The sequence below is a fragment of the Pseudomonas sp. FP453 genome (assembly GCF_030687495.1).
Lineage (GTDB): Bacteria > Pseudomonadota > Gammaproteobacteria > Pseudomonadales > Pseudomonadaceae > Aquipseudomonas.
In genome coordinates this window covers 3,087,194-3,113,373 of sequence record NZ_CP117435.1, presented here as the reverse complement: position 1 = coordinate 3,113,373, position 26,180 = coordinate 3,087,194, and the positions used below count along the sequence as shown (strand labels likewise).

Genomic DNA, 26,180 nt, shown 5'->3' with positions numbered 1-26,180 from the left:
CGGCCAAATCACCGGAGCAGTTTACATATCCAGGTTGATCCAACCCGGCTTGGCCTGCTCCGGCGAGACGGCATTGACCTGTTTGCCGGTGGCCTGTTCCACCCGCCGCGCCACGTCCGGGTCGTCGGCGAAGGGGATCAGGCTGGCGTCATCCAGGCTCTTTTCGGATTGCCCGCGCAAGCAGTACTCCACGGCGCCATACAGGCACAGCAGCATCAGCCAGCCCCACATCAGGCGATCCGCGCGTCGAGTTGCGCCATGCGCACATCCGCCACACGCACTGTTCGCCAGGTGTTGTAGGCCATCAGCAGCATGCCCGTGAGGAAAAATACGCCGCCGGCGAAACGCACCACAAACCCCGGATGACTGGCCTGCAACGCCTCGACAAACGAGTAGGTGAGGGTGCCGTCATCGTTCACCGCCCGCCACATCAGGCCCTGGGTAATACCGTTGACCCACATCGACGCGATGTACAGCACCGTGCCAATGGTGGCCAGCCAGAAGTGCAGGTTGATCAGCGGCACGCTGTGCATCTGCTCGCGGCCGAACACCTTGGGGATCATGTGGTACAGCGCGCCGAACGTGATCATCGCCACCCAGCCCAGCGCGCCGGCATGGACGTGGCCGATGGTCCAGTCGGTGTAGTGGGAGAGGGCGTTGACGGTCTTGATCGCCATCATCGGGCCTTCAAAGGTGGACATGCCATAGAACGCCAATGACAGCACCAGAAAGCGCAGGATCGGGTCGGTGCGCAACTGATGCCAGCCACCGGACAAGGTCATCATGCCGTTGATCATCCCGCCCCAGCTGGGGGCCAGCAGGATCAGCGACATCGCCATGCCCAGTGACTGCGCCCAATCCGGCAGTGCGGTGTAGTGCAGATGGTGCGGGCCGGCCCAGATATACAAGGTAATCAGCGCCCAAAAATGCACGATGGACAGGCGATAGGAATACACCGGCCGCCCGACTTGTTTCGGCACGAAGTAGTACATCATCCCCAAAAAGCCCGTCGTCAGGAAAAACCCCACGGCGTTGTGCCCATACCACCACTGCACCATCGCATCGGTCGCCCCGGCATACACCGGGTAGGACTTGAACCAATCCACCGGAATCGCCAAGTGATTGACCACGTGCAACATGGCGATCACCAGGATGAACGCGCCAAAAAACCAGTTGCCCACGTAGATGTGCCTGGCCTTGCGCCGCACTACGGTAGTGAAGAACACCACCGCGTACGCCACCCAGACCACCGCCATCCACACCGCGCCGGAGAACTCGATCTCGGCGTATTCCTTGGTGGTGGTGTAGCCCAGCGGCAGGCTGACCAGCATGATCACGATCACCGACTGCCAACCCCAGAACGTAAACGCAGCCAGGCGATCGGAAAACAGGCGCACCTGGCAGGTGCGCTGTACCGCGTAGTAGCTGGCGGCAAACTGGGCGCTGCCGGCAAAACCAAAGATCACCAGGCTGGTATGCAAAGGGCGCAGGCGGCCAAAGGTGGTCCAGGGCAGGTCCAGGTTCATCTCGGGCCACACCAGTTGCGAGGCGATCCACACGCCCATGGCCATGCCGACCACGCCCCAAACGATGGTTGCAATTACAAATTGACGGACGACTTTATAGTTATAGGCCTGCCCGATTGTTGCTGTGCTCATGCTCAGTCCTCCCACGGTTCCAAGTGGCGGGCACTGTAGGAAGGGCGGGCAAAACAAAACAGGCTCAGAAAATGCTCATTCCTGCGGATCAGTTGTTTATGCCTGAAATCGCGGCTTTCAGGCGATCTGATCTGCTTTTTAACACTGCACCTGCATCTTCAATGCGCTGCGCCGTAGGTGCATAGTCGCCCCCATCATTTGATGAGGCCGTGATATGTACCAATACGACGCATACGACCGGGCGCTGGTGTTCGAGCGCGTGGCGCAGTTTCGTGACCAGGTCCGGCGCTATATCGCGGGGGACTTGAGCGACGCGGAGTTTTTGCCACTGCGCCTGCAAAACGGCCTGTACCTGCAAAAGCATGCCTACATGCTGCGGGTGGCGATTCCCTACGGCACCCTGAGCGCCGAACAACTGCGCACCCTGGCCAGCATCGCGCGGGATTACGACCGGGGTTACGGCCACTTCACCACGCGGCAGAACCTGCAATTCAACTGGATCGAATTGCACCAGGTGCCCGACATCCTCGAACGCCTGGCCCACGTCAACATGCATGCCATCCAGACCTCCGGCAACTGCGTGCGCAACATCACCACCGAAGCCTTTGCCGGGGTGGCCGCCGACGAACTGCTGGACCCACGCCCACTGGCGGAGATCCTGCGCCAATGGTCGACCATCAACCCGGAATTCCTGTTCCTGCCGCGCAAGTTCAAGATCGCCATCTGTTCGGCCCGTGACGACCGCGCCGCGATCATGATGCATGACATCGGCCTGTACCTTTACCACGACCGCCAGGGCAACAAGCTGCTGCGCATGATGGTGGGTGGCGGCCTGGGGCGCACGCCGATCCTCGGGGTGCAGATCCGCGAAGGCTTGCCGTGGCAGCACCTGTTGTCCTATGTCGAGGCGGTGCTGCGGGTGTACAACCGCCATGGCCGACGGGACAACAAATACAAGGCGCGCATCAAGATCCTGGTCAAGGCCCTGGGCATCGAGGCGTTTGCCCGCGAGGTGGAGGAGGAGTGGCAGTACCTGCGCGACGGCCCGGCACAATTGACCGACGCCGAGTACGCGCGTGTGGCCGCGGCTTTCGTCCCGCCCACCTATGCAAACCTGCCGGGTACCAGCCTGGCCTACGGCACTGCGCTGACGGAAAGTCCCGCGTTTGCCCGCTGGGTCAGCCGCAATGTGATGCCGCACAAAGTCGCGGGCTACACCAGCGTGGTGCTGTCCACCAAACCGGGAGATCAGCGCACCGCCCGGTGACGTCACGGCCGAGCAAATGGACGCGGTGGCGCAATGGTCGGAACGCTTCGGCTTTGGCGAAATCCGCATCGCCCATGAACAGAACATCGTGCTGCCGGATGTGCCCAAGGAGCACCTGCATGCACTGTGGACACTGGCCTGCGCCCACGGCCTGGGGGCGGCAAACGTCGGCCTGCTGACCGATATCATCGCCTGCCCGGGCGGCGACTTCTGCGCCCTGGCCAACGCCAGATCCATCCCCATTGCCCAGGCGATCCAGCAGCGTTTCGACCACCTGGACTACCTGCATGACCTGGGCGAGATCAGCCTGAACATCTCCGGCTGTATCAATGCCTGCGGCCATCACCACATCGGCAATATCGGCATCCTCGGCGTGGATAAAAATGGCAGCGAGTGGTTCCAGGTCACCCTGGGCGGCGCCCAGGGCAATCACAGCGCCCTGGGCAAGGTGATCGGCCCGTCGTTCAGCGCCGCCGAGATTCCCGATGTGATCGCACGGGTGATCCACACCTTTGTGCGCTACCGCGAGAGTGAAGAGCGCTTTGTCGACACCGTGCAGCGCATCGGCCTGGAACCGTTCAAGGAGCGGGTCTACGCGGGGCGGTTGGTGGACGCGTGAGGCGTTAGTCATACGCGGCAGTGTTGCATCTGCCATGATCGGCCTTCGCAACCTGGCTCACCGGAGGAAATCCGCAATGGACGACGTACAACAACTGGGCGAGATGCTTCGTCATTACGCCGACAGCGAAGCGCACAAAAAGCAGCAATTCGACGTGCAATCCGCCCGTTGGGCGCAAAAGCTCGGCGAGTTGTTCGGCCAGATCGAGCTGTGGCTGGAGCCGGTCAAGCAGGTGGGTTTGCTGGAGGTGCACCGTGAAGCCTACGTCGCCAGCGGCCCCAGCGTGCCGCTGGAGACCTCGACCTTCAAGACCGAGAAGCTCAACGTGCACATCACCGGCAAGACCGTCGAGTTTGTGCCCGAAGTGATGGGCGCAGGCGGGCTGATCTCGGTGTCGGTAATGGGCCTGACCGCCGCCCGCCACGGCAGCGTGTCGCTCGTGCTGCCGGCGGACAAGAACGACTGGCTGTGGAAGAAGACCAATGGCCTCAAGGACCCGGACACCTTTGGTTTTGACGCGAACTTCCTGGCGTCGCAGTTGCAGAGCCTGATCCCACGCGAACGCGGCTGATCACTTCAGCGCAGGGTCGCCGGGGTTGAGCTTTTTCCAACTCTGCATGACCACCTGCGCTTTCGGCTCCTGGCCGTTTTCCAGGTAGTACTGGATCAGCGACAGCCGTGCATTGCGGTTGTACGGCTGGCGCTGGAGCAAGTTTTCGAGTTGTTCGCAGGCTTGCTCGACCTTGCCACTGTCATGCAACGCCACCGCGAGGACAAAGGCGTATTGGGCGCTGGCCGGATCGAGGCGCACGGCGTTGCGCAAATACGTCATGGCGCTCGCCGGCTCACCTGCGCGAATCGCCATCAAGCCTCGGGTGTGTTGCAACAGCGCCGCGTCCGGGTGCTGCGCCAGCTGGTCCGCGATCAGGCCTTGCGCTTGCGACCCACGACCATTGGCCTCCAGCCACTGCGCGAGGGTCACCAGCGCCGGGAAGAAATCCGGGTCGCGCAGCAGGGCACTGCGCAACTGCGCTTCGACTTTGTCGCCACGGCCACTGGCCTGGTAGAGCATCGCCAGGTTGAGGTTGGCTTCAGCGCGTTCCAGCAGGCTCAGTTGTACCTGTTCGTATTCGACGATGGCGTTGTTCCACGCCAGGCCCTGGCCTGGAACACCGAGCAGGTCCCGCGCGGCGAGGATGCGCACAGCGCGCACCGGATCACGCAGCAACGGCCCATAGAGGGCGACACGCTCCTGGGGCGGGAGCAGGGCGCTGACGGCACGCACGGCGCTTTCACGCACCTGCGGCGCCGGGTGGCCAAGGTCCAGGGTGGCGAGTTTCAATGCCTGTTCACTGGGGTAATTGGGCAGTTCGACCAGCAACGTTGCGCGCTGGATTGCCGGCAGGTTGCCACGGGCCAGTTGCTCATACAGCGCCTGGGCGGCGCCCGGTTGGCCGCCTCGTATCAACGCCATGCTCTCGGCATAGCCCGGCGCCCTGAGTACATCACGGGCGCCGGGCGGGATGCTGAAACTGTGGTCATGGCGCAGATCATTGCCCATGTAGACCTTGCCGGGCATATGGCAGTCCACACAGAACGCGCCGGCCTTGCCCATGTGCTGGGCGGAGTCGTAGTCCTTGGCCTGCAAGCCGCGCCCATCCACCGTGGCGATGGGGGTCTTGCCGGCGGTGTTGTGGCATTGCAGGCACACCCCATTGCCCGGCGCCTTGAGTTCAGCGCTGTGGGGGTTGTGGCAGTTGCTGCAGCGCACACCTTTGTCGGCCATCTTGCTTTGGGCGAAGGAGCCGTGTTCGAACACTTCGTCCTTGATCTTGCCGTCCAGGGCATACAGCTCGCGGGTCAGTACGCTGGGCAGGTAGTCGTCCATCAGCCGTTTGCCAACGGTAAACCCATCCCCCAATGGCGCGCGGCGCGCGTGGCAGCGGGCGCAGGTTTCGAGTTCGACGGTGGCGTCCTTGTCCTTCAGGTCCACGGCGAAGCCCATGTGCAGCAGGTCGCCTTTTTTCGCCGCCCATTGCAGGTGGTTGGACGCCGGGCCGTGGCATGCCTGGCAACCCACGCCCAGGCTGTTCCACTGGCTGTCGAGGGTGTTTTTCACCGCGTCGAAATTACGTTTGTAGCCGGTGGTATGGCATTCCACACACATGAAGTTGGCGTTCTGGCTGGGCTTGCTCCAGTGCAGCGGGTTCTTGAAGTTCACGCCCTGGCCCGGGTACAGGTGAAACCAGCGGTTCTGCTGCATATCCCACGCCACGCCAAGGGCTTGCAGGCGACCATCGCCGACCTCGATCAAGTATTGCTGCAACGGCGCGATGCCAAAGGTGTACGCCACCTTGAAATCGCCCGCCTGGCCATCGCGACCCGGCGTATTGACCCAGAACTCGGCGCCCCGTTGATAAAACCGTGTGGTCTCGCCTTCGGCGCTGAACGTGACGTCATTGAAATCGGCCGGCACCGTTTGCGCCGTCGCCACCTGCATCGCCAATTGGTGGTGGGAACCTTGCCAGTCCTTGGCCTGGGCCTGGTGGCAGCCTTGGCATTGTTGCTCATCGACCATCTGCGCCGGGGCAATCACCGCGGGTTTGGCGGCGACGATAGGCGCTGGCAACCGAGGCGTACCCGCTTGCAGGAAAAACCAGATCGCGGCCATGGCCAACAACAGCAACACAATCAATATGGGGTAGAGGAAACGACGGGATGGATCACGGTGGGGTACGGCTTTTTTGGGCTCTGGCATTCCGACTTCCGCTGTCTTGATGCGTGGACGCTCTACGGCGCGCTTAAGCTGTGTGCAGCTTTGACGCAGGTCACAGGTCTGTCAAACCCGGGGCATGAAATAACCGCTATTTCCCCAGAGTTGGCTATACCTACAGCTCAATGTTTCAGTGATGACCGCCAGGGAGTTCAATGATGAAACTAAGGCTAGTGATCAGCACGCTGTGTGTCGCCTCGCTCGGAATGGCAGGCTGTGCCAGCAAAGTCACCCAACCGGACGAGTATTCCGGCTTTCTCTCGGACTACAGCCACCTCAAGCAAGCCAAGTCTCCGTCCGGTGCCGAGGTGATGCGCTGGGTCGATCCCAAACTTGACCTGAGCCGCTACACCGCCGTCTACGTCGAGCCGACCCAGTTCTATCCCAAGCCCCAGGCCACCGCGAAGATCCCGGAAAGCACCCTCAACGGTATCAACACCTACTACAACCAGGCGCTCAAGCGTGAGCTGGAGAAATCCCTGCCACTGGCCAACGCGCCTGGCCCCGGGGTGATTGTGGTGCGTGCGGCGATCACCGCCGTGAGCAGCAAGACCGAAGCCCTCGCACCCTACGAATACATCCCCGTCGCGCTGGTCGTGGCCGCCGCCAGTACCGCGTCCGGCCACCGTGACCAGGAAACCACCCTGGGCACCGAGGCGCAATTCCTCGACGGTGCCAGTGGCAAGGTGATCGCCCAGGTGGTGCGCAAAGGCACCGGCAAGCCGCTGGCCAATGAAGCCCAAGTGATGAAGGCCGACGATGTGAAAAGCGTTATCGACGGCTGGGCGTCGGACTTGCACCAGTCCTATGTAAAGCTGAAAAAACACTAAACCCGCAACACCACAAAACCAATGTGGGAGCGGGCTTGCCCGCGATAGCGGCCTGCCAGCTAACACCGATGCAGCAGACCCACCGCCATCGCAGGCAAGCCAGCTCCCACATATTTGAGCGGTGCCAACCTGATCTGGCGTGTAAATCCAATCCCCTGTGGGAGCGGGCTTGCCCGCGATAGCGCCCGTTCAGTCACCTGAAGTATTGGCTGACACTCCGCCTTCGCGGGCAAGCCCGCTCCCACAAGGGGCTGCGCAAAACCAGCGGTAGTACGGGTTGGCACTGTCCTGCTGCAACACCTCCCGGATGTCCCGTCCCCAGGCATCGCGATCACCGTCATAGGCATGCAAACTGGCCCGGTAGAACTGCATCAGGCGCTGCTGTTCGGCGGCGAGGGTGCGGGTGAAGGCGGCGTCGGCATTGAGCAGCGGCGCGGGCACGCGCAGGTCAAGCAGGGCCGGCAAGACACGGGTGATCTCTTTGCTGCGCACCCACGGCGCATATTCGATGCGCGGCTGGTCATCGGTGACCGGCAATGCAGCCGCGGCGAAGCGTTCCAGGCCCTGGCGATCGGTGACCCAGGTCGCCAGCAAGGTAGCGGCCGAATCGATGCCCACCTCGGCCAACGCGCTGCTGACGCCCGGCTGGGCGAAACGCTGGCGGATGCGCGCCGCGTCCAACTCGATGGGCTCACGGGAACCCACCAGCAGCATCTCGTGGAATTCGCTCGTCCACAGCGAGGCATACGGGAACACATTCAGGAAACTGCGCACCAGCGCACGGGAGTCGTCGATGTTTTGCGTGGGCAGCGGCAGCCACTGGGCCAGCAGGCCGTTTTTCTCCAGGCGCGACGCGGCCAATTGGTAGAAGTCCTGGGAATACAGGTTCACCACGCCCGCAGCGGAGGGCGGCGGCGGTTCCAGGGTGATCAGGTCATAGGCCTGCGTATTGCGCAGCAACTCCTGGCGACCATCGCGCAGGCGCAGGTCGATGCCGGGGTCAGTGGCCGCATTGAAATTACCCTTGAACAACGGCGCCGCGTCGATCACTGCGGGCAGCAGTTCGGCGACCACACGCTGTTCCAGGCCGGGATAACGCAGCAGCGCGCCTGCGGTAATCCCGGTGCCGAAGCCGATCACCAGCGCCGCCGTGGGTTCGCGGTTGTGGATCAACAGCGGCAGCAACGCCTGCACCCGCATGTAACGCAGGGACGGCATGGCGTCACCGGTATTGGACACACCCTGGATATACAGGCGCTGAAACGCCCGCGCACCCTGGCCTTGGCTGACCACCGCGACCGTCGCGCCACGGCCTTCCTGATAAAACGCCAGGCTGGCATTACGCGCCCCGGGCAGCAATTTCGCCAGGCGATCCACTGGCGTCAACAGCGCCACGGCCAGTGACACCAGGCCCAGCGCAACCACCGCCTGGCGCCGGCCCTTTTTCACGCCATGGCCCCGGCGCACGGCCAGGTAACCCACACCGGCAGCGATCACCGCCAGCCCCCCCAGGGTGCGCACCAAGCCCAGCCAGGGGATCAGCACAAAGCCGCAGAGCATCACCCCGACGATCCCGCCCAGGGTGTTGAAGGCCACGACGGCACCCACATCACGGCCCACGTGGCGGTGGCCGACACTCAGGCGCAGCGCCAGGGGAAACGCCGCGCCCAACAGCAGCGTCGGTACAAACACCATGCACAGCGCCGCCACTGCAAAGCGCGCGCTCATCCCCGGCAACTCGCTGCCGCCCAGGTTCAACACCAGCGCCTCGGCCTGGGTTTGCAGCAGCACCAGCCAGCGCCCGAGCAGGGCGATTTCCAGCAACGCGACCAGCCCCGCACCGGCGATCAACAGGCCGAATACACCCCAGGGATCACGAATCCGTTCCACCCGCCGCGACATCAGTTGGCTGCCGATAAACAACCCACTCAAATAAGTGGCGAGCACCACCGCAAACGCGTAGGTGCGCGTGCTCATAAATTGCACGATGGATTGCGACCACACCACCTCATACCCCAACGCCACGCCACCGGCGATGGCGTACAGCACCAGGGCCAGGCGCGCAGGCGGTTCACTGCGTGTGGGCGCGACCACCACCGGCGCGTGATGGCGCACAGCGGCCAATGCGCCCGCCGCCGCGACGAGGTTGAACAACGCCGCGACCAGCGCACTGCCACGCACACCAAACTGCGCGATCAGCACAAATGCCGCGAGCAAGGTGCCGACAATCGCGCCCGCCGTGTTCGCCGCATACAAACGCCCGCCGGCCTGACTCAAGCCTTTGGCCTCGATGTTAAGCGCGCGCACCAGCACCGGCAGCGTACCGCCCATCAACAACGCCGGCAGGCCGACCAGGGTAAACGGCAGCGCCCAGGCCAACAGGCCGATGCGTGCTTCCAGCCAGGCAAACGGCTCGGCCGCCGTGCCCAGCGCCCAGGTGGCGCCAACGCCGAACAGGGCGACCAATAATTCCAGACCTGCATACAACAAAAGGGGCCGCGCAAAGCGATCCGCCAGACGCCCGAACAACAACCCGCCGAGGGCCAGTCCGGCAAAAAACGCGCTGATGCCGGTGGTGATCGCGTACACCTCCACGCCGACCACCAGCGACAGTTGCTTGATCCACAGCACCTGGTACACCAACGCCGCGCCGCCGGAGATGAACAGGAGGAGGGCGGGCATCAGGATTGAGGGGGTGTTGACGGTTTCTATCGGTTTGCTGGCGGTGCGTGCAGTCATGACCAAATCCCAGAATGCGCAGAGAACCCTGTGGGAGCTGCTTTGTGTGGGAGCTGGCTTGCCTGCGATGCAGGCACCTCGGTCTATCAGCAATACCGAGGTGATGCTATCGCAGGCAAGCCAGCTCCCACACAAGCCAGTCTCCAGATGGGTTGTCGTGTCAGTTATTGAGCCGGTGCGGCCTTCCTCTTCGCTTCGATTTGCTGATCAACCTGCGCGCGAATCTGGTCAATGCTGAAACTCGCCGGCTTCTGGCTCGGCGGGTACTCAACAAAGGTTTGCAGGAACTGCGCCGACTTGGTCACCGCCACCGCTACCAGGTAGACGTTTTTGGTGCTCCAGTCGTAGTACTGATCAGAGACCACGTCCGCCCGTTCATACGGGTCCATGCGCAGGTTGAAGATCTTCGGCACCCGCAGGCACACGAAGGGCTCGCTCCACACCTTGAACCCACCGGGCGCGCGCTGTTCGCAGTACACCGCCTTCCAGTTGCCAAAGCGCGCCGAGACCAGTACCCCGTCATCGTTGAAGTAGTAGAACTCGTCGCGGGCGCCTTTGGGTTGCTGGCCGGTCAGGTACGGCAGCTGGTTGAAACCGTCGAGGTGCACCTTGAAGCTCGCCCCCCCGGAAGTCGGAGCCCAGCCCTTGAGCAACTTGTCCTTGACCTCGGTATCACCCGCAGCCGCCAGCAGCGTGGGGAACCAGTCCATGCCCGAGAACATTTCGTTGGAGACCTCGGCCGGCTTGATCTTGCCCGGCCAGCGGATCATCGCCGGCACGCGATAGGCGCCTTCCCAGTTGGAGTTTTTCTCATTGCGAAACGGCGTGGTCGCCGCGTCCGGCCAGGAGAACTGGTTCGGCCCGTTGTCGGTGGTGTAGACCACGATGGTGTTGTCGGCGATTTTCAGGTCGTCGAGGGTTTGCAGGAGTTTGCCCACATCGCCGTCGTGCTCCACCATGCCGTCGGCGTATTCGTTGCCGGGCATGCCACTCTGGCCCTTCATCGAGTCGCGCACGTGGGTGAACAAGTGCATGCGCGTGGTGTTCATCCACACGAAGAAGGGCTTGTCGGCTTCGGCCTGTTTCTTGATAAACGCCTGGGCGGCGGCGGTGGTTTCATCGTCGATGGTTTCCATGCGCTTGGTGGTCAAGGCGCCGGTGTCTTCGATCTTGCCGTCAGCAAAGCTGTGGATCACCCCACGGGGCGAGTTGGCCTTGACGAAGGCAGCGTCGTCCTTGGGCCAATAGGGCCGCTCCGGCTCCTCTTCGGCGTTGAGGTGATAGAGGTTGCCGAAGAACTCATCGAAGCCGTGGTTGGTGGGCAGGTATTCGTCCTTGTCGCCCAAGTGGTTCTTGCCGAACTGCCCGGTGGCGTAGCCGAGGGACTTGAGGGCCTGGGCAATGGTGATGTCGCGCTTTTGCAGGCCCACCGACGCCCCCGGCGCGCCGACCTTGGACAGGCCGGTGCGCAACGGCGTCTGCCCGGTGATAAACGACGAGCGTCCGGCCGTGCAGCTGTTCTCCGCGTAGTAGTCGGTGAACATCATGCCTTCCTTGGCGATGCGGTCGATATTCGGGGTCTTGTAGCCCACCACGCCCATGGAGTAGGCACTGATGTTGGTTTGCCCGATGTCATCGCCGAATATCACCAGGATATTCGGCTTTTCAGCGGCCCAGGCGGATGCCGAGGCCCCTATCACCGAAACCGCCACCAGCGCGAGTTTCGGCAGCCACTTACGTATGCGAGTCATAAGACTTGCTCCTTGGTAGGGCTTGAGTCGCAGTGCATGCGACCTGCGGATTTGCTTATTGCACCTCTGCTTGCACAGCTGGATCGAACGGGTAGATACGGCGCCAGTCGCTCGCCATGTCCACCACGGTCCAGTGCTGTGTCCTGGCCAGGTCCAACGCCTTGTCCAGGCGCCCCACCTGAGAATTGCGGTCATAGGCCCATTCGCGCTGGGCGTCGGTGTGGTGCACCAGGCCCATCAGGCGCTTGCCTTTGCCGGCGGCGGTCCACTGCAGCATCTGCAGGTCGCCGTCGGAGTTGCCGAAGGCCAGGATCGGCCGGCGCCCGATGATCGAATCGATGCTTTCCGGCTTGCCCGGGCCGTCGTCGTTATGGGCCAGCTTGGTGGTGCGCAGCACCTGTGGTTGGCCGTCCTTGAGTTGGTATTGAGTGGCGAAATTCGAGCCGATCACCTGCTCCGGTGGCACGCCGTACACCTCTTCGGCAAACGCGCGCATGAATGCGGTGTCGCCGCCGGAGACGATGTAGGTCTTGAATTGCTGGCTGCGCAGGTAGTCGAGCATTTCCAGCATAGGCTGGTAGATCATCTGGTCGAAGGGCTTGCCGGTCTTGGGGTGACGGGCCTGTTTCAGCCAGTTCCTGGCATTGTCGATAAACGCCTCGGTGCTGACCCCGGTGTGGGTGGCGCCGATGATTTTCAGCAGACCGTCCATGCCGCTGGCGGCAAGCGCGTGATGGTCGCCCTCAAGCACCGCCTTGAAGGGTTGGGTGGTTTGCCATTCGGGGTGCTGGGGCGCCAGGCGCTTGACTTCGTCAAAGGCGAACAGCACTTCGAAATACGCCGGTTGTTCGGTCCACAGGGTGCCGTCGTTGTCGAACACCGCGATGCGTTCGGCGGGTTTGACGTAATCCTTGGAACCTTCGGTGGTGACCGCCTGGACAAACTCGATGATCTGTTTTTTGTTCGCGCCTTCGTGCCACGAGGGCAGCGGGTCGGCGGCGAAGGCGGGCAGGCTCAGCAGGCACAACAGGGGCAGGGCAGAACGCAGCGACGTCATGGGAAGTCCTTTTCGTGACGGGGGTTCAGTGGAAGCAAGCGTAGTTGACGACACCGCCAACGCAATGCAGCCCACGTTTTTCGTGAGCTCCGCGCCATTCGCGGCCACAACGTATGCAACAGATAACCGGTGAGAATCAGCACCGCGATGGACGCTATCCACAGCAGCCACTGCCGGGGGAATTGCCAGTGCCGCTGTTCGATGGCAAACGTCGGCGTATAGGCGCTGATCGCCTCGGCCTCGACGGTGAGCGCTGGCCATTGCGCCACTTGCAGGCGATGGTTGCGGCTGTCCCACCACTTCACGCTGATGGCCGGCAGGGTGAAATGGCCGCCTTGTTCGACACGGTACACCAGTGGGTCGATGCGCTGGCCGCCGGTGACGCCACCGCGTCCATCGTCGAGGTTGCGGATGCGCGGCACTTGCGGGTACAGGCGCAGGCCATTGATCGACGCGGTGTTCGGCGGGGGCAAAGACAGTCCGGGGGTGTTGTCGGCTTGCAGGGTGAGGGTGCGGGTCAGGCTGTCACCGACCTTGAGGTCACGGGCCTCAAGGGTCTGGCTCAAACGCACGGCACTGGCCACCAGCACCGGCTCGCCGGGCGCGAATCCTGGGGGCTGGGTCGCATCGAAGGCCAGTGGCTGGCTCTGCGCGTTCAACGGCGCGCTGGCCTGACCGGGTTGGGCGCTGACCGTCAGCGCCGGTACGCTGAAGTGCTGCGCCACGTTGGCTGTGATGCCGTAGCTGTAGCGCATGCCATAGAACGTCTGCCCGTCGATCACCTGGGTGGTGTGCTCTGCTTCGCCATTGGGCGGCTGTACCCGCGCGCCGGGCAGCTTGAGCTCTGGCAGGGTCGCGGCGGCGGTAAACCAGGTGTCGGTCAATACATCCACTTGCAGGTGCAGTTGTTCGCCGACCACCACTGAACTGCCCGGCAACAACTGCGCCTGCACCCGCAGTTGCGGTTCGGCTGCCCACAACGGCCCAGCGAGGAGCAACAACACGCCACAGCAGCGGTTCATGGCTGCACCGCCTGGTCCTGAAGGGCGAATTTACGCCGCAGGAAGTTGGCCGGCGAGGTGGTCAGGTTCTGCAACCACAGCGCGTCGTTGTTCGCTTGCTCGGTCAGGACCGTCTTGCTCTGGCCCTTGCCGGGGGCCTTGTCAAACTTGACCTCATCGGGCTTGACCTCGGGGGTGTTGTTCGCCGCGCTTTCGGTGTCCTTTTTCAAGGCGAGCGCCAGGGCCAGATTGGCGCTCGCTTCGGGGAAGTCTGCTTGCAGTTGCAACGCGTGTTGATAGGCGCTGATGGCGTCATCGAACTTGAAGCGGCGTACGTGGATATTGCCCAGGTAGAACGCCGCTTGCGGGGTGTTCATTGCGGCGAAGGTGGTTTGCGCCAGGTCATAGTCGGCGGCGTTGTAGGCGGCGATGCCTTTCCAGTACGGGTCGACAAACCGCGCGGCAGCCTCGGGGTAGTGGTGGTGTTCGAAGGCCCAGCGGCCTTGCTGGTCGGGCGTGAGGAAGGGGTTGGCCTGTGCTTGCGTCGGCGGCAGCAGAAAGCACAGCAGCAGTACGGCGGTCCAGTTCAGGCTCCAGCCACGGCGCACGCTGAACAGCGCCAGCAACAACACCGGCCAGCACAGCCAATAGCCGGCGTCTTTCCAGTGCAACAGGCGCTGTTGCTCGTCGACGGCCTGGAAATGTTGCTGGGCGTGGCGTTCGATCCAGTCCAGGTCGTCGTCATTCATGGTCAGGCTGGCCAGCGGCGCGTGGGTGGCAGAGGCCAGTTGCTTGAGCGTGGGGCTGCTGCCCAGGCCGAGGACCAGCACTTGCAGCGAACCTGCCTTGAGCGTGGGCAATGGTGCGGCGCCGTCGGTCACCAGCAGCAACGTGCCGGGCGTCTGTCCGAGCAAGCGTTGGGCCTGAGCGATCACTGCGTCGACGTCCTTGCCCGGCTTGTCGATCAGGTCGGTACTCAGCGCCTGGATAAAGGTGTCGAGCAGGGCGGGATCATCGGTGGGCGGCAACACCAGATGCGCGCTGCCGGCATACACCAGCAGGGCCGTGCGTGCGCCTTTGCGGCGCTGGACCAGGTCATGCAGTTTGTGTTTGGCGGCGGTCAGTCGGGTGGGCGGCACATCAGGGGTGTCCATCGACGGCGACAGGTCCACGGCGATAATCAGCGGCGCGCGGTTTTCGAGAAAGCCCGGGCGATCCTGCTGCCAGGTCGGCCCGGCAGCGGCGACGGCGCCGAGCACCAGCACGGCGCTGAGCAGATGCACCGGACGTAGCCGATGCGGGTCGCTGGGCGTGAGCAGCAGATACGGCAACAGGTGCGGGGCAATGTTGCCGCGCAGGCGCCGTTGCAGGTCACGGCTGCGGCGCCAGAGCAGCGGCAACGCGGCACCCAGCAACGCCAGCAACAACCAGGCGGGGCGCAGGAAGTGGAACTCACTCAAGTCCATGCGCTACCTCCCGTTTGAACCGTTGCGACCACAGCGCTGCGCCCAGGTGATACACCGCCAGCAACACCAGCGCAGCCCCCAACGGCCACCAGAACAGGTCGCGCTTGGGCTGGTGGCTGAGGGTGTTGACTTGATGCGGGGTGATTTGGTCGAGGGTGGCGTAGACCTGCTTGAGGCTGTCGCGGTCCTCGGCACGGAAGTAGCGGCCGCCGGTCGCGTTGGCGATCCCTTGCAAGGCGCTCAGGTTGACCTTGGCTTCCCCACTGGCCTGGGGATCGCCGATGCCGATGGTGTGGATGACCACGCCCTTGGCGGCGGCCATGTCGGCGGCGTGGTCCGGGGTGATCGCGCTGCTGGTGTCGTTGCCATCGGTGAGCAGGATCAGCACTTTTTGCGGCTCGTGGGCCTGGTCCAGCAGCTTGAGGCCCAGGCCGATGGCATCGCCGATCGCGGTATTGGGCCCGGCCATGCCAATGCCGCTATCGTCCAGCAGCAGTGACAGGCTGGTGTGGTCGAGGGTCAACGGCGCTTGGGGAAACGCGCCGCTGCCAAACAGGATCAGGCCGATACGGTCGTCCTTGCGCTGCTGGATAAAACCCTGCACCACCTGTTTGACGGCGGCGAGGCGGTCGATCTTGTGGCCGTCGGCGTCGGTAAAGTCCTGGGTTTGCATGGACTGGGAAATATCGATGGCCAGCAGCAAGTCGCGCACCGGTTGCTGGCGCTCGATGGGCTTTTCCACCCACACCGGGCGGGCAATGGCCAGGACCACCAGGCCCCAGACCAGCAGGTTGAGGCACAACTGCGGGCGATTAGTGCGCGCGCCATGGGTGGCGGGGACCTCACCAACCGCTTGGCTCATGCCGCGAAAGAACGGCACGCGCACCGCGCTGCGCGCTTCCTGGTACGCCGGCAAATAGCGGTAGGCCAACCACGGCAACGGCAGCAGGAGCAGCAGCCATGGGTAGTCAAGCTGCCACACGGTGTTGCTCCACCCAGGCTTTGCACTGGGCCAGTAAATGCGGGTGCTGCAACGGCGCGCCGTAGGCGAGTTGCGCCAGTTGTTCGCTAAAGTCCTCAGGCACCGGCGCACCGGCATGGCGTTGCAGGAAGGCTTGCCACTCGGCCCCGCGCAAGGTCGGCACGCGCTGGTGCTCTTGCGGTGCCAGCGGCATCGACAGGGCGACACGCTTGAGCAAGGCCGGTAGCTCGCGCAGGTCGCTGATGCGCTCCAGCTGCGCCAAGGCTTCGCGTCGATAGGCATCGCGCCGCCAGTGCAGCCACTTGCGCACACCCAGCACCAGTAACCCCAGAACCAGCAGCCCCAGCAACACGCCCCAGCCCCAGGTCTGCGGCCAATAACTGACGGGCGCGGGCAACCCCAACTCCTGGAGCTGCTCGATGCTCGGCACGTGGGCGTTCACCGGCGCTTCCCCAGTTCATTGCGCAACTGCACGGCGGCAGGCGAGGCCGTGCTGATCATCAACAGCGGCACCTGGCTGCGGCGCAACAGGCTGGCGACGTCTTTGAGGCGCCCGCCGAGAAAATCCCCCAGGGGCTGGCGCACCTTGCGTTGGTTCACCGCGAGTTCGACTTGCAGTTGACCCTGGGTGATCAGCAATTGCCCGCTGCTGGGCAGGTTGAGCGCTAACGGGTCGTACACCTGCAACGCCACCACGTCGTTGTGCGCCGACAGCTGTTGCAGCAGTTGCAGGGTGCGCGGGCCTGCGCCGGCAAAGTCGCTGACCAGGCAGATCAAATGGTCGTGGCCGGCCACGGCCAGGCATTGCTGCAGGACCCGGTCCAGTTGGTTGTCGCCTTCATGGTCGGCGTTGCTGGCCTTGAGTTCGGCGTTTTGTTGCGCAATGCGGCTGCACAGCGCTTCCACGCGTTTGCGGCTGCGCAGCGGCGCCTCGCTGTCGATGCGTGCATCGTTGAACACCAGCCCGCCAACCCGGTCGCCGGCGTTGAACACCATCCACGCGGCCAGCGCGCCCAGTTCGGCGGCGATGGCGGATTTGAAGCTGCGCACCGAGCCGAAAAACATCGACATGCGCTGGTCCACCACGATCAACGCCGGGCGGTCACGCTCCTCGGTAAAGGTACGCACCACCGGTTTGCCGGTGCGCAACGATGCGCGCCAATCCAGGTGGCGCAGGTCATCGCCCGGCTGGTAGCGCCGCAGTTCATCGAAATTCAGGCCACGCCCGCGCAGGCGTGAGGCGTGGTTGCCGGCCAGCAGGCTGCCTTGGGGCTGGCGTGCGACAAAGCTCAAGCCCCGCGCCTGAAACTGCAAGGCCATCAACTGCGCCAGGCTGACGTAGACCAGGCCGTCGGCGTTCATGCGGGCAACGCCACTGTGCTCAGCAGGCGGTCCAGCACCTGATCGGCGCTGACGCCATCGGCCACCGCGTCATAGCTCAGTTGCAGGCGATGGCGCAGCACCGGGTGGAGCACGGCCTGCACATTGTCCGGGGTAACAAATGCCTGGCCCTGCAACCACGCATCGGCACGGGCGCAGCGGTCCAGGCCGATGCCGCCACGGGGGCTGGCGCCGAGGCTGATCCAGCGCGCGAGGTCGGGGTCATAGTCGGCAGGATGGCGGGTGGCGTTGATCAGATCGATCAGGTAGCGGTCGATGGCCGGTGACACCTGGATCGTGCTGACTTCCTGGCGCGCGGCGAAGATCACCGCCTGCGCCAGGGTGAAGCCCTGGATGGCCTGGGTCGCGGCGGCCTGTTCCTCTTCGCGCAGCAGGCGCAACACCTGGCTTTCATTGGCGGCGCTGGGGTAATCCAGTAGCAGTTTCATCACGAAGCGGTCCATCTGTGCTTCCGGCAACGGGTAGGTGCCTTCCTGTTCGATGGGGTTTTGCGTGGCGATCACGATAAACAACGGCGGCAACGGGTGGCTGGCGCCGGCCACGGTGATCTGGCGTTCTTCCATGGCCTCCAGCAGCGCGGCCTGGACCTTGGCCGGGGCGCGGTTGATCTCATCGGCGAGGATCAGGTTGCCGAACAACGGCCCGGGCTGGAAACGGATCTGGTTCTGGCCATCGACCTGATGCAGCACTTCGGCGCCGGTGATGTCGGACGGCAGCAGATCGGGGGTGAACTGGATGCGGCTCATCTGCGCGTCCAGGTGCCGGGCCAGGGCCTTGACCGTGCGGGTCTTGGCCAGCCCCGGCAGGCTTTCCAGCAGCAGGTGACCGTTGGCCAGCAGCCCGAGCAGGATCTGGCGGATCACCTGGTCCTGGCCCAGGACACTTTCGGCCATGCTGGCTTGCAGGGCTTTCACATCATCGAGCGCGGTCATGCCATGGCTCCTTGAAACTCTGGGTCACCAGGGGCGGCGACCACGATGTACTGCACTGAACGGCCCGCGTTCACAGCATGAAGGTTGGAATCACCGGGATGAATGACAGGCGCAAATTCCAGCGCGGGCTGATCTGATCATCGGCGTGGATCACCGAATACTGCACTTCACCGGAGATACGCACCGGCAACTTGCCGAAATTGACGATGCGCCCCGCGCCGAGACCAATGGGGAAGTTGACCCGGTTACCGCCGTCGGCTTTCCAGTCCACCGTGATATTGGGCGTCATGCCGACGCGCCATTGGCTGGGGCCGGGGATGGCGCGCTGGATGAAGTACTGGATATTGGTCAGGCTCACGTCCTTGCGCCGCGAGTCACCGCCGACCGACCACCAGTGCTGCGGGAAGAACCCCAGGGTCCAGTCTTCACCCAGGTAAGCGGCAACGAATGCCGGGCCGAGGGCGTACTTGCCCGTGCCGAGCACGTCCTTCTCGGCGGTGGGAAACATCGCCGTCGGGCCAACGCCCCAGACCAGCTTGCCGCCGTTGGCAAAGCGGATCGGTTGCTTGGGCGAAAACACGCCCACATAGGCCATGTCGCCGAAACCCGAGGTGCGGTCGAATGGATCGTTGACCACCGCGGGGAAATCGCGGTCAGTCAGCACGCCATAGGGGCTCATGCCGATCAGGTTGCCCGCCTTGGCATTGACCGGTGCGCTGACGTAGCTCAGGGGAATGCGGTTGATCAGGTTCCAGTCCGCGCCGACGGAAATCGGGAAGGTCGGCATGAAGCTGTATTTGCCCAGGTAGCGCGTGCCGTTGCTGTGGGGACCCTTGAGCGCGCTGTAGTCGAACTGGTTGAACAGCAGCACCAGGTTGCCCACCGGGTTGTCCATCAGCTTGGCGATCTGTTCGGTGGAAGGGTCGCAACCGGCCTTGACCACTTGCTTGAGGTCGATATCGAAGTCTTGCTGCAGGCGATGGCAGGTTTCGGGGTCGGACCTGCCGGCGGTGGCGGGTGTACTGCCAAGGTCGGGCAGGTCGGCCGCGGATACACCGCAACTGGCGAGCATGCCGATGAGCAATGGCGAAGCACACAAGCGGGCATGTGAAATCATGGCGTTACATATCCTTGTAAACGGCCTGAAATCGGGGGTACGCGCCCGGCCTGGTCGGGCCGGGCGCGTGGTGTTACTTGAGCGGTGTCAACGGCGGCAGCTTCCATTGACCGTTACCCACCTCAGGCTTGGGCAGGTAAATACGCAGCACGGCATAAAACGGGCCCGGCGGGGCCGGCAACCAGTTGCTCTGTTCGGCTTTCGGCGGCTCGTGGTGTTGCAAGGCCAGGGTCAGGCCGCCATCGGCGTCCAGCTTGAGGTCGGGCAGCATCCGCGAATTGATCAGGTAGCGTTTCTTGTGGTTGGGCACCAGCAGCTTGGTCTTGGCGTCGTACATCGTCAGCGACCAGAACGCTTCGGCGGGCGGCAGTTGGTCCTTGGCGAAGTGCACGGTGTAGCTGTGGCGCGCGCCGTTGGCCGGCTTGCCTTCGCTGTCGACGAAGTAGCTCAGGTAGATCGCTTCGTCGGTGGAATTGCCAAAAATCCCCAGGTCGGCGCCGGCGTAGCGGTACAGGTAGTTGTTTTTCAGGCGGTCACGGCTGCCGAACAGGTCGCCGCTGCTCACCTGATGGGTGTCGATCTTGTCTTTCTTGAACGCGGCAAATTCGGCGCGACCATCGGCGATGCCGTCTTCCAGGGCCTTGCGTTGGTCAGCCGTCAACTGCTGGGTCTTGAACGGCGCGCCGGGGGCGATGCCGATCTTGGCAAAACGCGCCAGAGCAGGTCTTTTTCGCTGTCCTGGGGCTGGGCAAAGGCGAGCATGAAGTTCAGGTAGCGGAATAGCTGCGGGCCTTCGGTCATGGTGGCCGTGGGCTTGGGCCACTCGATCTTCGGCACGGCGGCCGGCGCCGGTTGCTTCACGTAGCTGCTCAGGGGCTGCACCTTGTAGCCGGCCTGGATCTGCTTGACCTTGCCCAGGTCTTTTTCATCGAACAGCTGGGTGCGATAGAGGGCGTAGGCGATGTTGCTTTCGCTGTACACCACGCGGTCGATGTCGACCGGCTGCTGGCCTTTCCAGTCCGGGCCGGCAACCATGTAGTGGCCGCCGTTGTTGCCGGTGCTGCGGGTGCCCAGGTAGGCGAAGTTCTGCGTGTACAGGTCGATCAACTGCACCGAGTAGTAACGGTTGTCGTCGATTTTCGGCAGGGTCAGCACCTGGGGTTCGCGGCGCAGGTCCATCCACACGAACGAGTAGGGCGTGTCCGAGTTCGGCGAGACGAACGCGGTGTCCTTGGGGGTGAACACCTGGGCGGTGTTGCCAATCCGGTTGAACGGTGCCTTGAAGTTGGCGCCGCCTTTGTCCACGGCCTGGGTGTACAGGGTCTTGTACATCGCCACCACCGGGTAGCCGTACAGGTAGGCTTCCTTGGCAATCGCCCGCGCCTCGGCCGGGGAGGCGGTGAAGTCGGCCAGGGCGCCGGTGCTCATGAGTATCGAGAGGCTCGCCAACAGCAGGCGCGTCGGTTTTCCAATCATGTTGTTGCGTCCTTCCAGAGATCTTTTTAAGGGCGTGGGATGAAGGCGCCGAGTTAACCGGTTTATTTGCCGAACGTCACGTTAATCCCTGCGAACAACGTGAACTGCGGCAAGCCATCGCCTTTGCGGGCCACCGTCCATTGCGGCTCGACGTAGGCGTTGACGATATTGCTCCCGGCTTTCCAGGCTTTGCCCGCCCCCAAGCCAATCGGGATGTAGTGGCTGTCGTTCTTCAAATCGAAGGTCCAGGTGCCGGTGGAGCGCAGGTACCAGCCCTTGGGCAGGTTATGAATGATAAACGGCTGGAAAGTTGCACTCTCGACATGGGCGCGGTCGCGATCCCCGGCAAAGGAGCTTTGGTACTGCACCAGCGCGCCCAGCAGGCCGCGCGGCGAGGCGTCGATGGCGATGGCGGCCAGGCCGGCCTGCCATTTGCCGGTGCCCAGTTCATCATGCTCGGCGGTGGGCGCGGTGAGTTGCGGGCCGATGCCCAGTTGCACGCCTTCGGTCTTGAGCAAGAAGATGTCGAACAGGTTCAGGTCGCCGATGCCGGTGCTGTAGCCGCTGTGGGGATCGGGGCGGGTACTGAGGGGCAGGGTGGCGCGTAGCAACTGCGGTACGCCGATGAAATCCGATGGGGCGATGGGCAGGGTCCCACGCAGCAACAGGTCATTGGTGTGGGCGTTGCTGTCGTACAAACGGGGGGTGTAGTAGTCCTGCAGGTTGGCGCCCGGCGCGAGGTTGAGCGGGTTGTTGCTCTTGTTGGCGGTCTCGGCATTGTCGGCCCGGGCAGAAAACCCGGGCAATACCAATGCCCCCAGCAACACTGCCAGTGCAGACGATGACCTGAACATGCGAGTTCCCCAATTCCCTGGAAACGGGCCCGAACGTGCAGGAATCGATGCGGTCGGGCGGCCCTGTTCACTAAGTCGTGTAGGGCATGTCGTTTGAAGCTAGCAGTTAAATCCAGACACGCTAGCTATCCGAACGAATTAGTTGCTTGGTGTGGGGGATATCACGGTTTTCAGGCGGGCAGCATCGATTTGACTTTGTCGCGCAGTTGGTCGATGGAGAACGGCTTGCCAATCACCTGCATGCCCGCTGGCACGTCGATGTTTTCCGCGTAGCCGCTGGCAAACAGGATAGGCAGTGCCGGGCGCAGCCCGCGTACGCGAGTAGCCAGTTGCTTGCCGTCCATGTCCGGCAGGCCGACGTCGGTCATCATCAAGTCGATCACCTGGTCAAGGTCGTTGACCACCGCCAAGGCTTCTTCGGCATCTGCTGCTTCAAGCACACTGAACGCCAGTTCTTCGAGTACATCGACGATCAGCATGCGCACGATGGCGTCGTCTTCGACTACTAGGATGATGGAGGCGCCGGGCATAGTGAGAATTCCTGAAAAATGAAGGTGCTGGTCTAGGGGTTTGGAGCGGCAACTCTGTAAGGAGTGGTGAGAATGCCAGCAAGTTCCGAAACGATTGCTGGCATTGTGACTGTAACGCTAGGGATTGTCCTGATTCTTCCCGGTTTACAACCCTACCTTCCTGCGTAGTTACAACTCGATATCTGAAAGATCCGCCACGGCGTTGGCGTCGATACCTGGGCGGTTCACATCCGCGGGATCAAACAGGCTTACGCTGTATTGCCGCCCCGCGCCAGGCGACCGGAGGGTGTTGTTGGTTGCGGCGAGCTTGCCGCTGTTGAGGAGTTTTTCCATCCCTTCTTGCATCGCCAGCGAGTTGTTGAATTTGACCAGTCCTGCGTTGGGGTCATAGAAAAACCATTCCTTCTTGCCGCTTTCCACTCTTACCCCCGCCAGCATGGCGTGGTCGTGAGTGCCGATTCTCACGGTGGTGGAAGTCTGGGACCTGGCCAGTTTCGAAATGATCTCCTGATAGCCGACCGTGCGGGGTTGCACTCCGTAGTGGAACATTGCCGGGTTTTGCACCTTGGCTTGAAGGTTGCGCAGGTCACTGATGAATTTGTCTGCGCCAGGGGTTTTCGGCACATCCGCGACCTTGAGCATATTCTTTATGAACTGATCTTCTTTGCCGGCATGGATAGCCAGCGCCATGGCATATGACATGCCGGCGCACTCACCTATCGAGGGCAGGTCAACCTTGGCGTTGTAGTGTATTTGCGACATGGGCGTGATTTTCACCCCCGGTCCCGCCACGTCCTGGGTGAGCAGTGCCGAGACGTATTGGGCGTCTTCGATGTAGGCGTTCTTGAGTTCCCTGGCCAGAATGCCCATCTCTTCCGGGCGTCGATTATCCGCGACTGCCAGCGCCCTCAGTTGTTTGCTGCCCATACCTGGGCGGTAGCCTGGCAAAGACCCCAGTTGCCCTTTCAAGTACCCGCTGTTGAAGGCCGAGCGGTTCGCCCCGGTGCGGGCCTGCGTAAGGTTGTTGAAGAGTTTCACACTCTCAAGTTCCGCCGAACCGGCGAGCAGGTTCTGAATCTGCGGCGCCCCCCTGGGCGAAAAGTCGGCGATGGGCGCGCCATAGGGTTTGTTCAGCACGTGGTCGTATTTGAACCATTGGTCGTTGCGCAGCACCGCAAGCCCCTGCGCCTCCACGTCGGCGACTTTGTAGGTCCCGATCAGCGTGGGCCCATGCTCCTTGCTGATGGCTTTCAGCAGGTCATAGCTGCCCGTCGCACCGCGCATCGTATTGACATACTCGACACCCTTTGACGCCAGAAACGTTAACCCCTTGGCCGCGAACCGGGACCCACCCACCAGCACATCGCCCACACCGCCCAGCGGGTTGAGTGCGCTGACCGTGGCCGAACCGATGACTTTGGCGGCCTGTAGCGCCTTGTTCGCCGTAGACAGCCCGCTACCCGCAATCTTGAGCACCTTGCCGGCGGCGCCCGCGCCAGCCGTCAGGAAACCGAAGACGTCGATCGCCAGATCCAGTGCGCCCGCGGCGTAGTTTCCCTTTTGGAAGTTGACGATCGCTGATCGAAAAGGCACCAGGTTCAGCGCAAACTCGGTGATCGCCTCGACCTTTTTCTCATGCTTATCCAGCGTCGTGAGACCGCGCGCCTGTGCCTTGATGGCGGGGTTGTCCAATTCCAGATGCTTGACGAAAGCGTCAGCCAGCGCTTGCGTGCGGGTGGACGAAAAGCTGTCAGGCGGCGTCGAGCTCGACGACGGGTTCGCCTGGCGCAGTGATTCGCTGCCAGCGGGGTTGAACGCTTTAGTCACCGTCACATCATGGGCGACCTTGGTTTTTTTCTCGCCAACACTCCACGCGTGAGTCTGTTTGATACGGCCCCGGTTGAAGTCGATTTCGTAAGCGCGGGTCGCGCCGTTGTGTACGGCTTTGATCAGCAGCTTTTCGTTCTTGGGGTGGTCCTGCCTTTTGGAGACACCGGTACCTTCGGTATAGGAGGACGACTGGAACAGCTGCAATTTGCCCTGCTCCAGGTGTTGCCGGTCCTCCACGGGCAATTGAGCGACCAGCTGTTTGATGTAGGTGGCGATTGCCGACTTTTTCTCGGCGAGCGCCTGGTCGAATTGACGATTGAAGGGGGCGACGACGTCAAATGTCCGATTGGCATTCAGGGCGTCGATCGGAATACGGCTATGCGTGGAAAAATACTCCACGTCCGGGTCCGCCAGTTCCATCATCGCCACATCCAGCATCGAGTGGGGGTTGGAGGCGTCGGAGTTGTAGCCCTTGCCGTCGTCCAGCCCGCGCACTCTGCGCTTTATATCAATCAGCTTTTCTTCGAACAGTGAGCCCAAGTCGCCGAAGCGCTCTTTGAGCTTGGCCAGTGCCAGCGCTTTCCGTGACGGTAGCTCGCTGTCCAACGCCGCGGACGCAACCTCCATTTGCTGTTTGCGTGTATTGAATTGTTGGGTCAGGGCGCTCAGTTCATTGGCGGTGTAGTGGTGGTCGCCTTTCCTGTCCAGCACGCCATTGGCCACCCCCCAGTCCACCAACGCTTCCAGCTGCGCCCGCTGGGTGATCGCAGGATCAGCGACCCCGGCCGATCGGGCGGCCAGCATGACTTGGGTATAGGTCATGTTGGCAACTCTTCCCGGGGTCTGGGCTTCGATGGTTGCCGCCGCAATGGCCAGATTGACCCAGGCCAGGCTGCCATAGGTCACGTTCTGGGGGATGTTTTTGACCAGGAACGCCGGTGCACGGCTGGCGAGCAACAGCTTGACCGCCGCTTGCGCCATCTGCGGGCTGGTTTTGCCCTGGCTGACCAGATGCTCACCGAGTTGCCACATCAGGGTGGTCGGTGGCCTGCCGATCAATGCATGGCCAGCCAAGTCAAAACCGGCGACCTTGTTGCGGTCGGGGCTGGTCATGGATTCAGGGTCGAGCTGCAGGTTGATCGCCGCGAGCAAGTAGTCAGTTTGACTGCTTGCGTTGCCGATGCCCTGCATGTGCGCCTGCAGGTGTTTCCCGATCACCTGCGCTTGCGGGCTATCCAGCAGCGCATCGAGCAGCTTGGCAGGGTCGCCTGAGGTTTCGGCGGAGCGTGGCAACAGGGCATGCAGACGCTCGAGGAGGCCCTTGCCAACCCCGGTGCGCGCCTCGTTCTGGATAAACCCGTGCAACCGCCGCTGTTCCTCCGTGCTCAAGGGCACAGGCCAAGACAACGCGCCCCCCAGGTTGCCGAGCGGATGCTCCTGTGCGCGGTTTTCCAGCGCGCTGGCAAGCCCGGACAGCATAAAGTGGCTGGTGGGCAGCGGCAGTCCGAGGCTTCGAATAAAGCTGGCCAGATCAACCTGGGTACCGGCCACATGGGGGGAGGACGAATCAGCGTGCAGCACCATGTGCGTTTTCGTCAGCGCGGTCACAACCGCCTCGGAGGTGGCGCTTTCGCCCAGTCTGGCGGCGATTTCAGCCAGCTTGAGGCCCAGGACGTGCAGGTTTTCCTTGTCCGCCAATGCGGTCTTCAGGGGGGAGCCTTGGGCATGACTGCCGGTGTCGTCGTCAGCGGATCGGGTTTGTCGGTTTGCTACCGGAATCGGCGCAGGAAAGGCGGTAGGCGTTGGCGTTTGTGCAATACGATTAAGCATGAGCGGGTACCTTTTTTTATAGGACGATTGCGTCTTTTTAGAAGGAGGTTCCCTGTTCCCCAGACGC

At 62.8% G+C, this 26,180-nt stretch carries 18 protein-coding genes and 2 pseudogenes; 3 read left to right on the top strand and 17 right to left on the bottom strand.

All coding sequences use genetic code 11. The features are described from left to right. Nucleotides 1-21: 21 nt before the first annotated feature. Both PSH87_RS13860 and ccoN read right to left on the bottom strand, forming a co-directional pair. Nucleotides 22-231, bottom strand: a complete 210-nt coding sequence (locus PSH87_RS13860) for a cbb3-type cytochrome c oxidase subunit 3 (protein ID WP_305434188.1) — start codon at nt 229-231, stop codon at nt 22-24. Continuing rightward, nucleotides 231-1,658: a cytochrome-c oxidase, cbb3-type subunit I gene (gene ccoN / locus PSH87_RS13855; RefSeq protein WP_017735568.1), complete on the bottom strand. Its 1,428-nt coding sequence runs from the start codon at nt 1,656-1,658 to the stop codon at nt 231-233. Before ccoN ends, PSH87_RS13860 begins: the two co-directional genes overlap by 1 nt. A gap of 214 nt (nt 1,659-1,872) precedes the next feature. On the opposite strand from ccoN, the pseudogene PSH87_RS13850 reads away from it, so the two are divergent. Together PSH87_RS13850 and PSH87_RS13845 are read left to right on the top strand one after the other, a co-directional pair. After that, a pseudogene (locus PSH87_RS13850) lies at nt 1,873-3,544 on the top strand (nitrite/sulfite reductase). Nucleotides 3,545-3,620: 76 nt separating this feature from the next. After that, complete coding sequence (locus PSH87_RS13845; protein WP_305434185.1) at nt 3,621-4,115, top strand: hypothetical protein; 495 nt, start codon at nt 3,621-3,623, stop codon at nt 4,113-4,115. Here PSH87_RS13845 and PSH87_RS13840 read toward each other — a convergent pair whose 3' ends face one another. Then, nucleotides 4,116-6,302, bottom strand: a complete 2,187-nt coding sequence (locus tag PSH87_RS13840; RefSeq protein ID WP_305434183.1) for a tetratricopeptide repeat protein — start codon at nt 6,300-6,302, stop codon at nt 4,116-4,118. A 173-nt stretch (nt 6,303-6,475) separates the two neighbouring features. Between PSH87_RS13840 and PSH87_RS13835 the strand changes: the two genes are divergently transcribed. Beyond that, nucleotides 6,476-7,147, top strand: a complete 672-nt coding sequence (locus PSH87_RS13835; protein WP_026136644.1) for a DUF3313 domain-containing protein — start codon at nt 6,476-6,478, stop codon at nt 7,145-7,147. A 189-nt stretch (nt 7,148-7,336) separates the two neighbouring features. Here PSH87_RS13835 and PSH87_RS13830 read toward each other — a convergent pair whose 3' ends face one another. The 14 genes and pseudogenes from PSH87_RS13830 to PSH87_RS13765 all read right to left on the bottom strand — a co-directional run bounded on the left by PSH87_RS13830 (nt 7,337) and on the right by PSH87_RS13765 (nt 26,113). After that, on the bottom strand, nt 7,337-9,886 hold the full coding sequence (locus PSH87_RS13830) for a fused MFS/spermidine synthase (RefSeq protein WP_305434181.1): 2,550 nt from the start codon (nt 9,884-9,886) through the stop codon (nt 7,337-7,339). Between the two features lie 164 nt (nt 9,887-10,050). Then, nucleotides 10,051-11,637 (bottom strand): arylsulfatase, encoded by a 1,587-nt coding sequence (locus PSH87_RS13825; RefSeq protein WP_017738107.1) that lies wholly within the window; start codon nt 11,635-11,637, stop codon nt 10,051-10,053. Nucleotides 11,638-11,692: 55 nt separating this feature from the next. Next, nucleotides 11,693-12,694: an HAD family phosphatase gene (locus PSH87_RS13820; protein WP_305434179.1), complete on the bottom strand. Its 1,002-nt coding sequence runs from the start codon at nt 12,692-12,694 to the stop codon at nt 11,693-11,695. After that, a complete protein-coding gene (locus PSH87_RS13815) occupies nt 12,691-13,716 on the bottom strand; it encodes a hypothetical protein (protein ID WP_305434178.1) in 1,026 nt (341 codons plus the stop codon). The genes PSH87_RS13820 and PSH87_RS13815 overlap by 4 nt, the downstream gene beginning before the upstream one ends. After that, nucleotides 13,713-15,161, bottom strand: a complete 1,449-nt coding sequence (locus PSH87_RS13810) for a VWA domain-containing protein (RefSeq protein WP_305434176.1) — start codon at nt 15,159-15,161, stop codon at nt 13,713-13,715. Before PSH87_RS13810 ends, PSH87_RS13815 begins: the two co-directional genes overlap by 4 nt. Further along, nucleotides 15,148-16,143 (bottom strand): VWA domain-containing protein, encoded by a 996-nt coding sequence (locus tag PSH87_RS13805; protein ID WP_017738111.1) that lies wholly within the window; start codon nt 16,141-16,143, stop codon nt 15,148-15,150. The genes PSH87_RS13810 and PSH87_RS13805 overlap by 14 nt, the downstream gene beginning before the upstream one ends. Further along, the gene (locus tag PSH87_RS13800; protein ID WP_017738112.1) at nt 16,130-16,585 is read right to left on the bottom strand and encodes a DUF4381 domain-containing protein; all 456 of its coding nucleotides are present in this window, start codon (nt 16,583-16,585) and stop codon (nt 16,130-16,132) included. The genes PSH87_RS13805 and PSH87_RS13800 overlap by 14 nt, the downstream gene beginning before the upstream one ends. Next, entirely contained in the window at nt 16,582-17,505 is a 924-nt protein-coding gene (locus PSH87_RS13795) for a DUF58 domain-containing protein (RefSeq protein WP_305434173.1), read from the bottom strand. The genes PSH87_RS13800 and PSH87_RS13795 overlap by 4 nt, the downstream gene beginning before the upstream one ends. Beyond that, a complete protein-coding gene (locus tag PSH87_RS13790) occupies nt 17,502-18,476 on the bottom strand; it encodes a MoxR family ATPase (RefSeq protein WP_017738114.1) in 975 nt (324 codons plus the stop codon). The genes PSH87_RS13795 and PSH87_RS13790 overlap by 4 nt, the downstream gene beginning before the upstream one ends. 70 nt (nt 18,477-18,546) lie before the next feature. Next, the gene (locus tag PSH87_RS13785) at nt 18,547-19,548 is read right to left on the bottom strand and encodes a hypothetical protein (protein ID WP_050558330.1); all 1,002 of its coding nucleotides are present in this window, start codon (nt 19,546-19,548) and stop codon (nt 18,547-18,549) included. 118 nt (nt 19,549-19,666) lie between these two features. Next, nucleotides 19,667-21,069, bottom strand: a pseudogene (locus tag PSH87_RS13780) (DUF1254 domain-containing protein). Between the two features lie 62 nt (nt 21,070-21,131). Then, entirely contained in the window at nt 21,132-21,923 is a 792-nt protein-coding gene (locus PSH87_RS13775; protein ID WP_305434170.1) for a hypothetical protein, read from the bottom strand. Nucleotides 21,924-22,093: 170 nt separating this feature from the next. Continuing rightward, nucleotides 22,094-22,453, bottom strand: a complete 360-nt coding sequence (locus PSH87_RS13770; RefSeq protein ID WP_017738118.1) for a response regulator — start codon at nt 22,451-22,453, stop codon at nt 22,094-22,096. A gap of 168 nt (nt 22,454-22,621) precedes the next feature. Further along, nucleotides 22,622-26,113, bottom strand: a complete 3,492-nt coding sequence (locus tag PSH87_RS13765) for a hypothetical protein (RefSeq protein WP_305434168.1) — start codon at nt 26,111-26,113, stop codon at nt 22,622-22,624. Nucleotides 26,114-26,180: the final 67 nt, after the last annotated feature.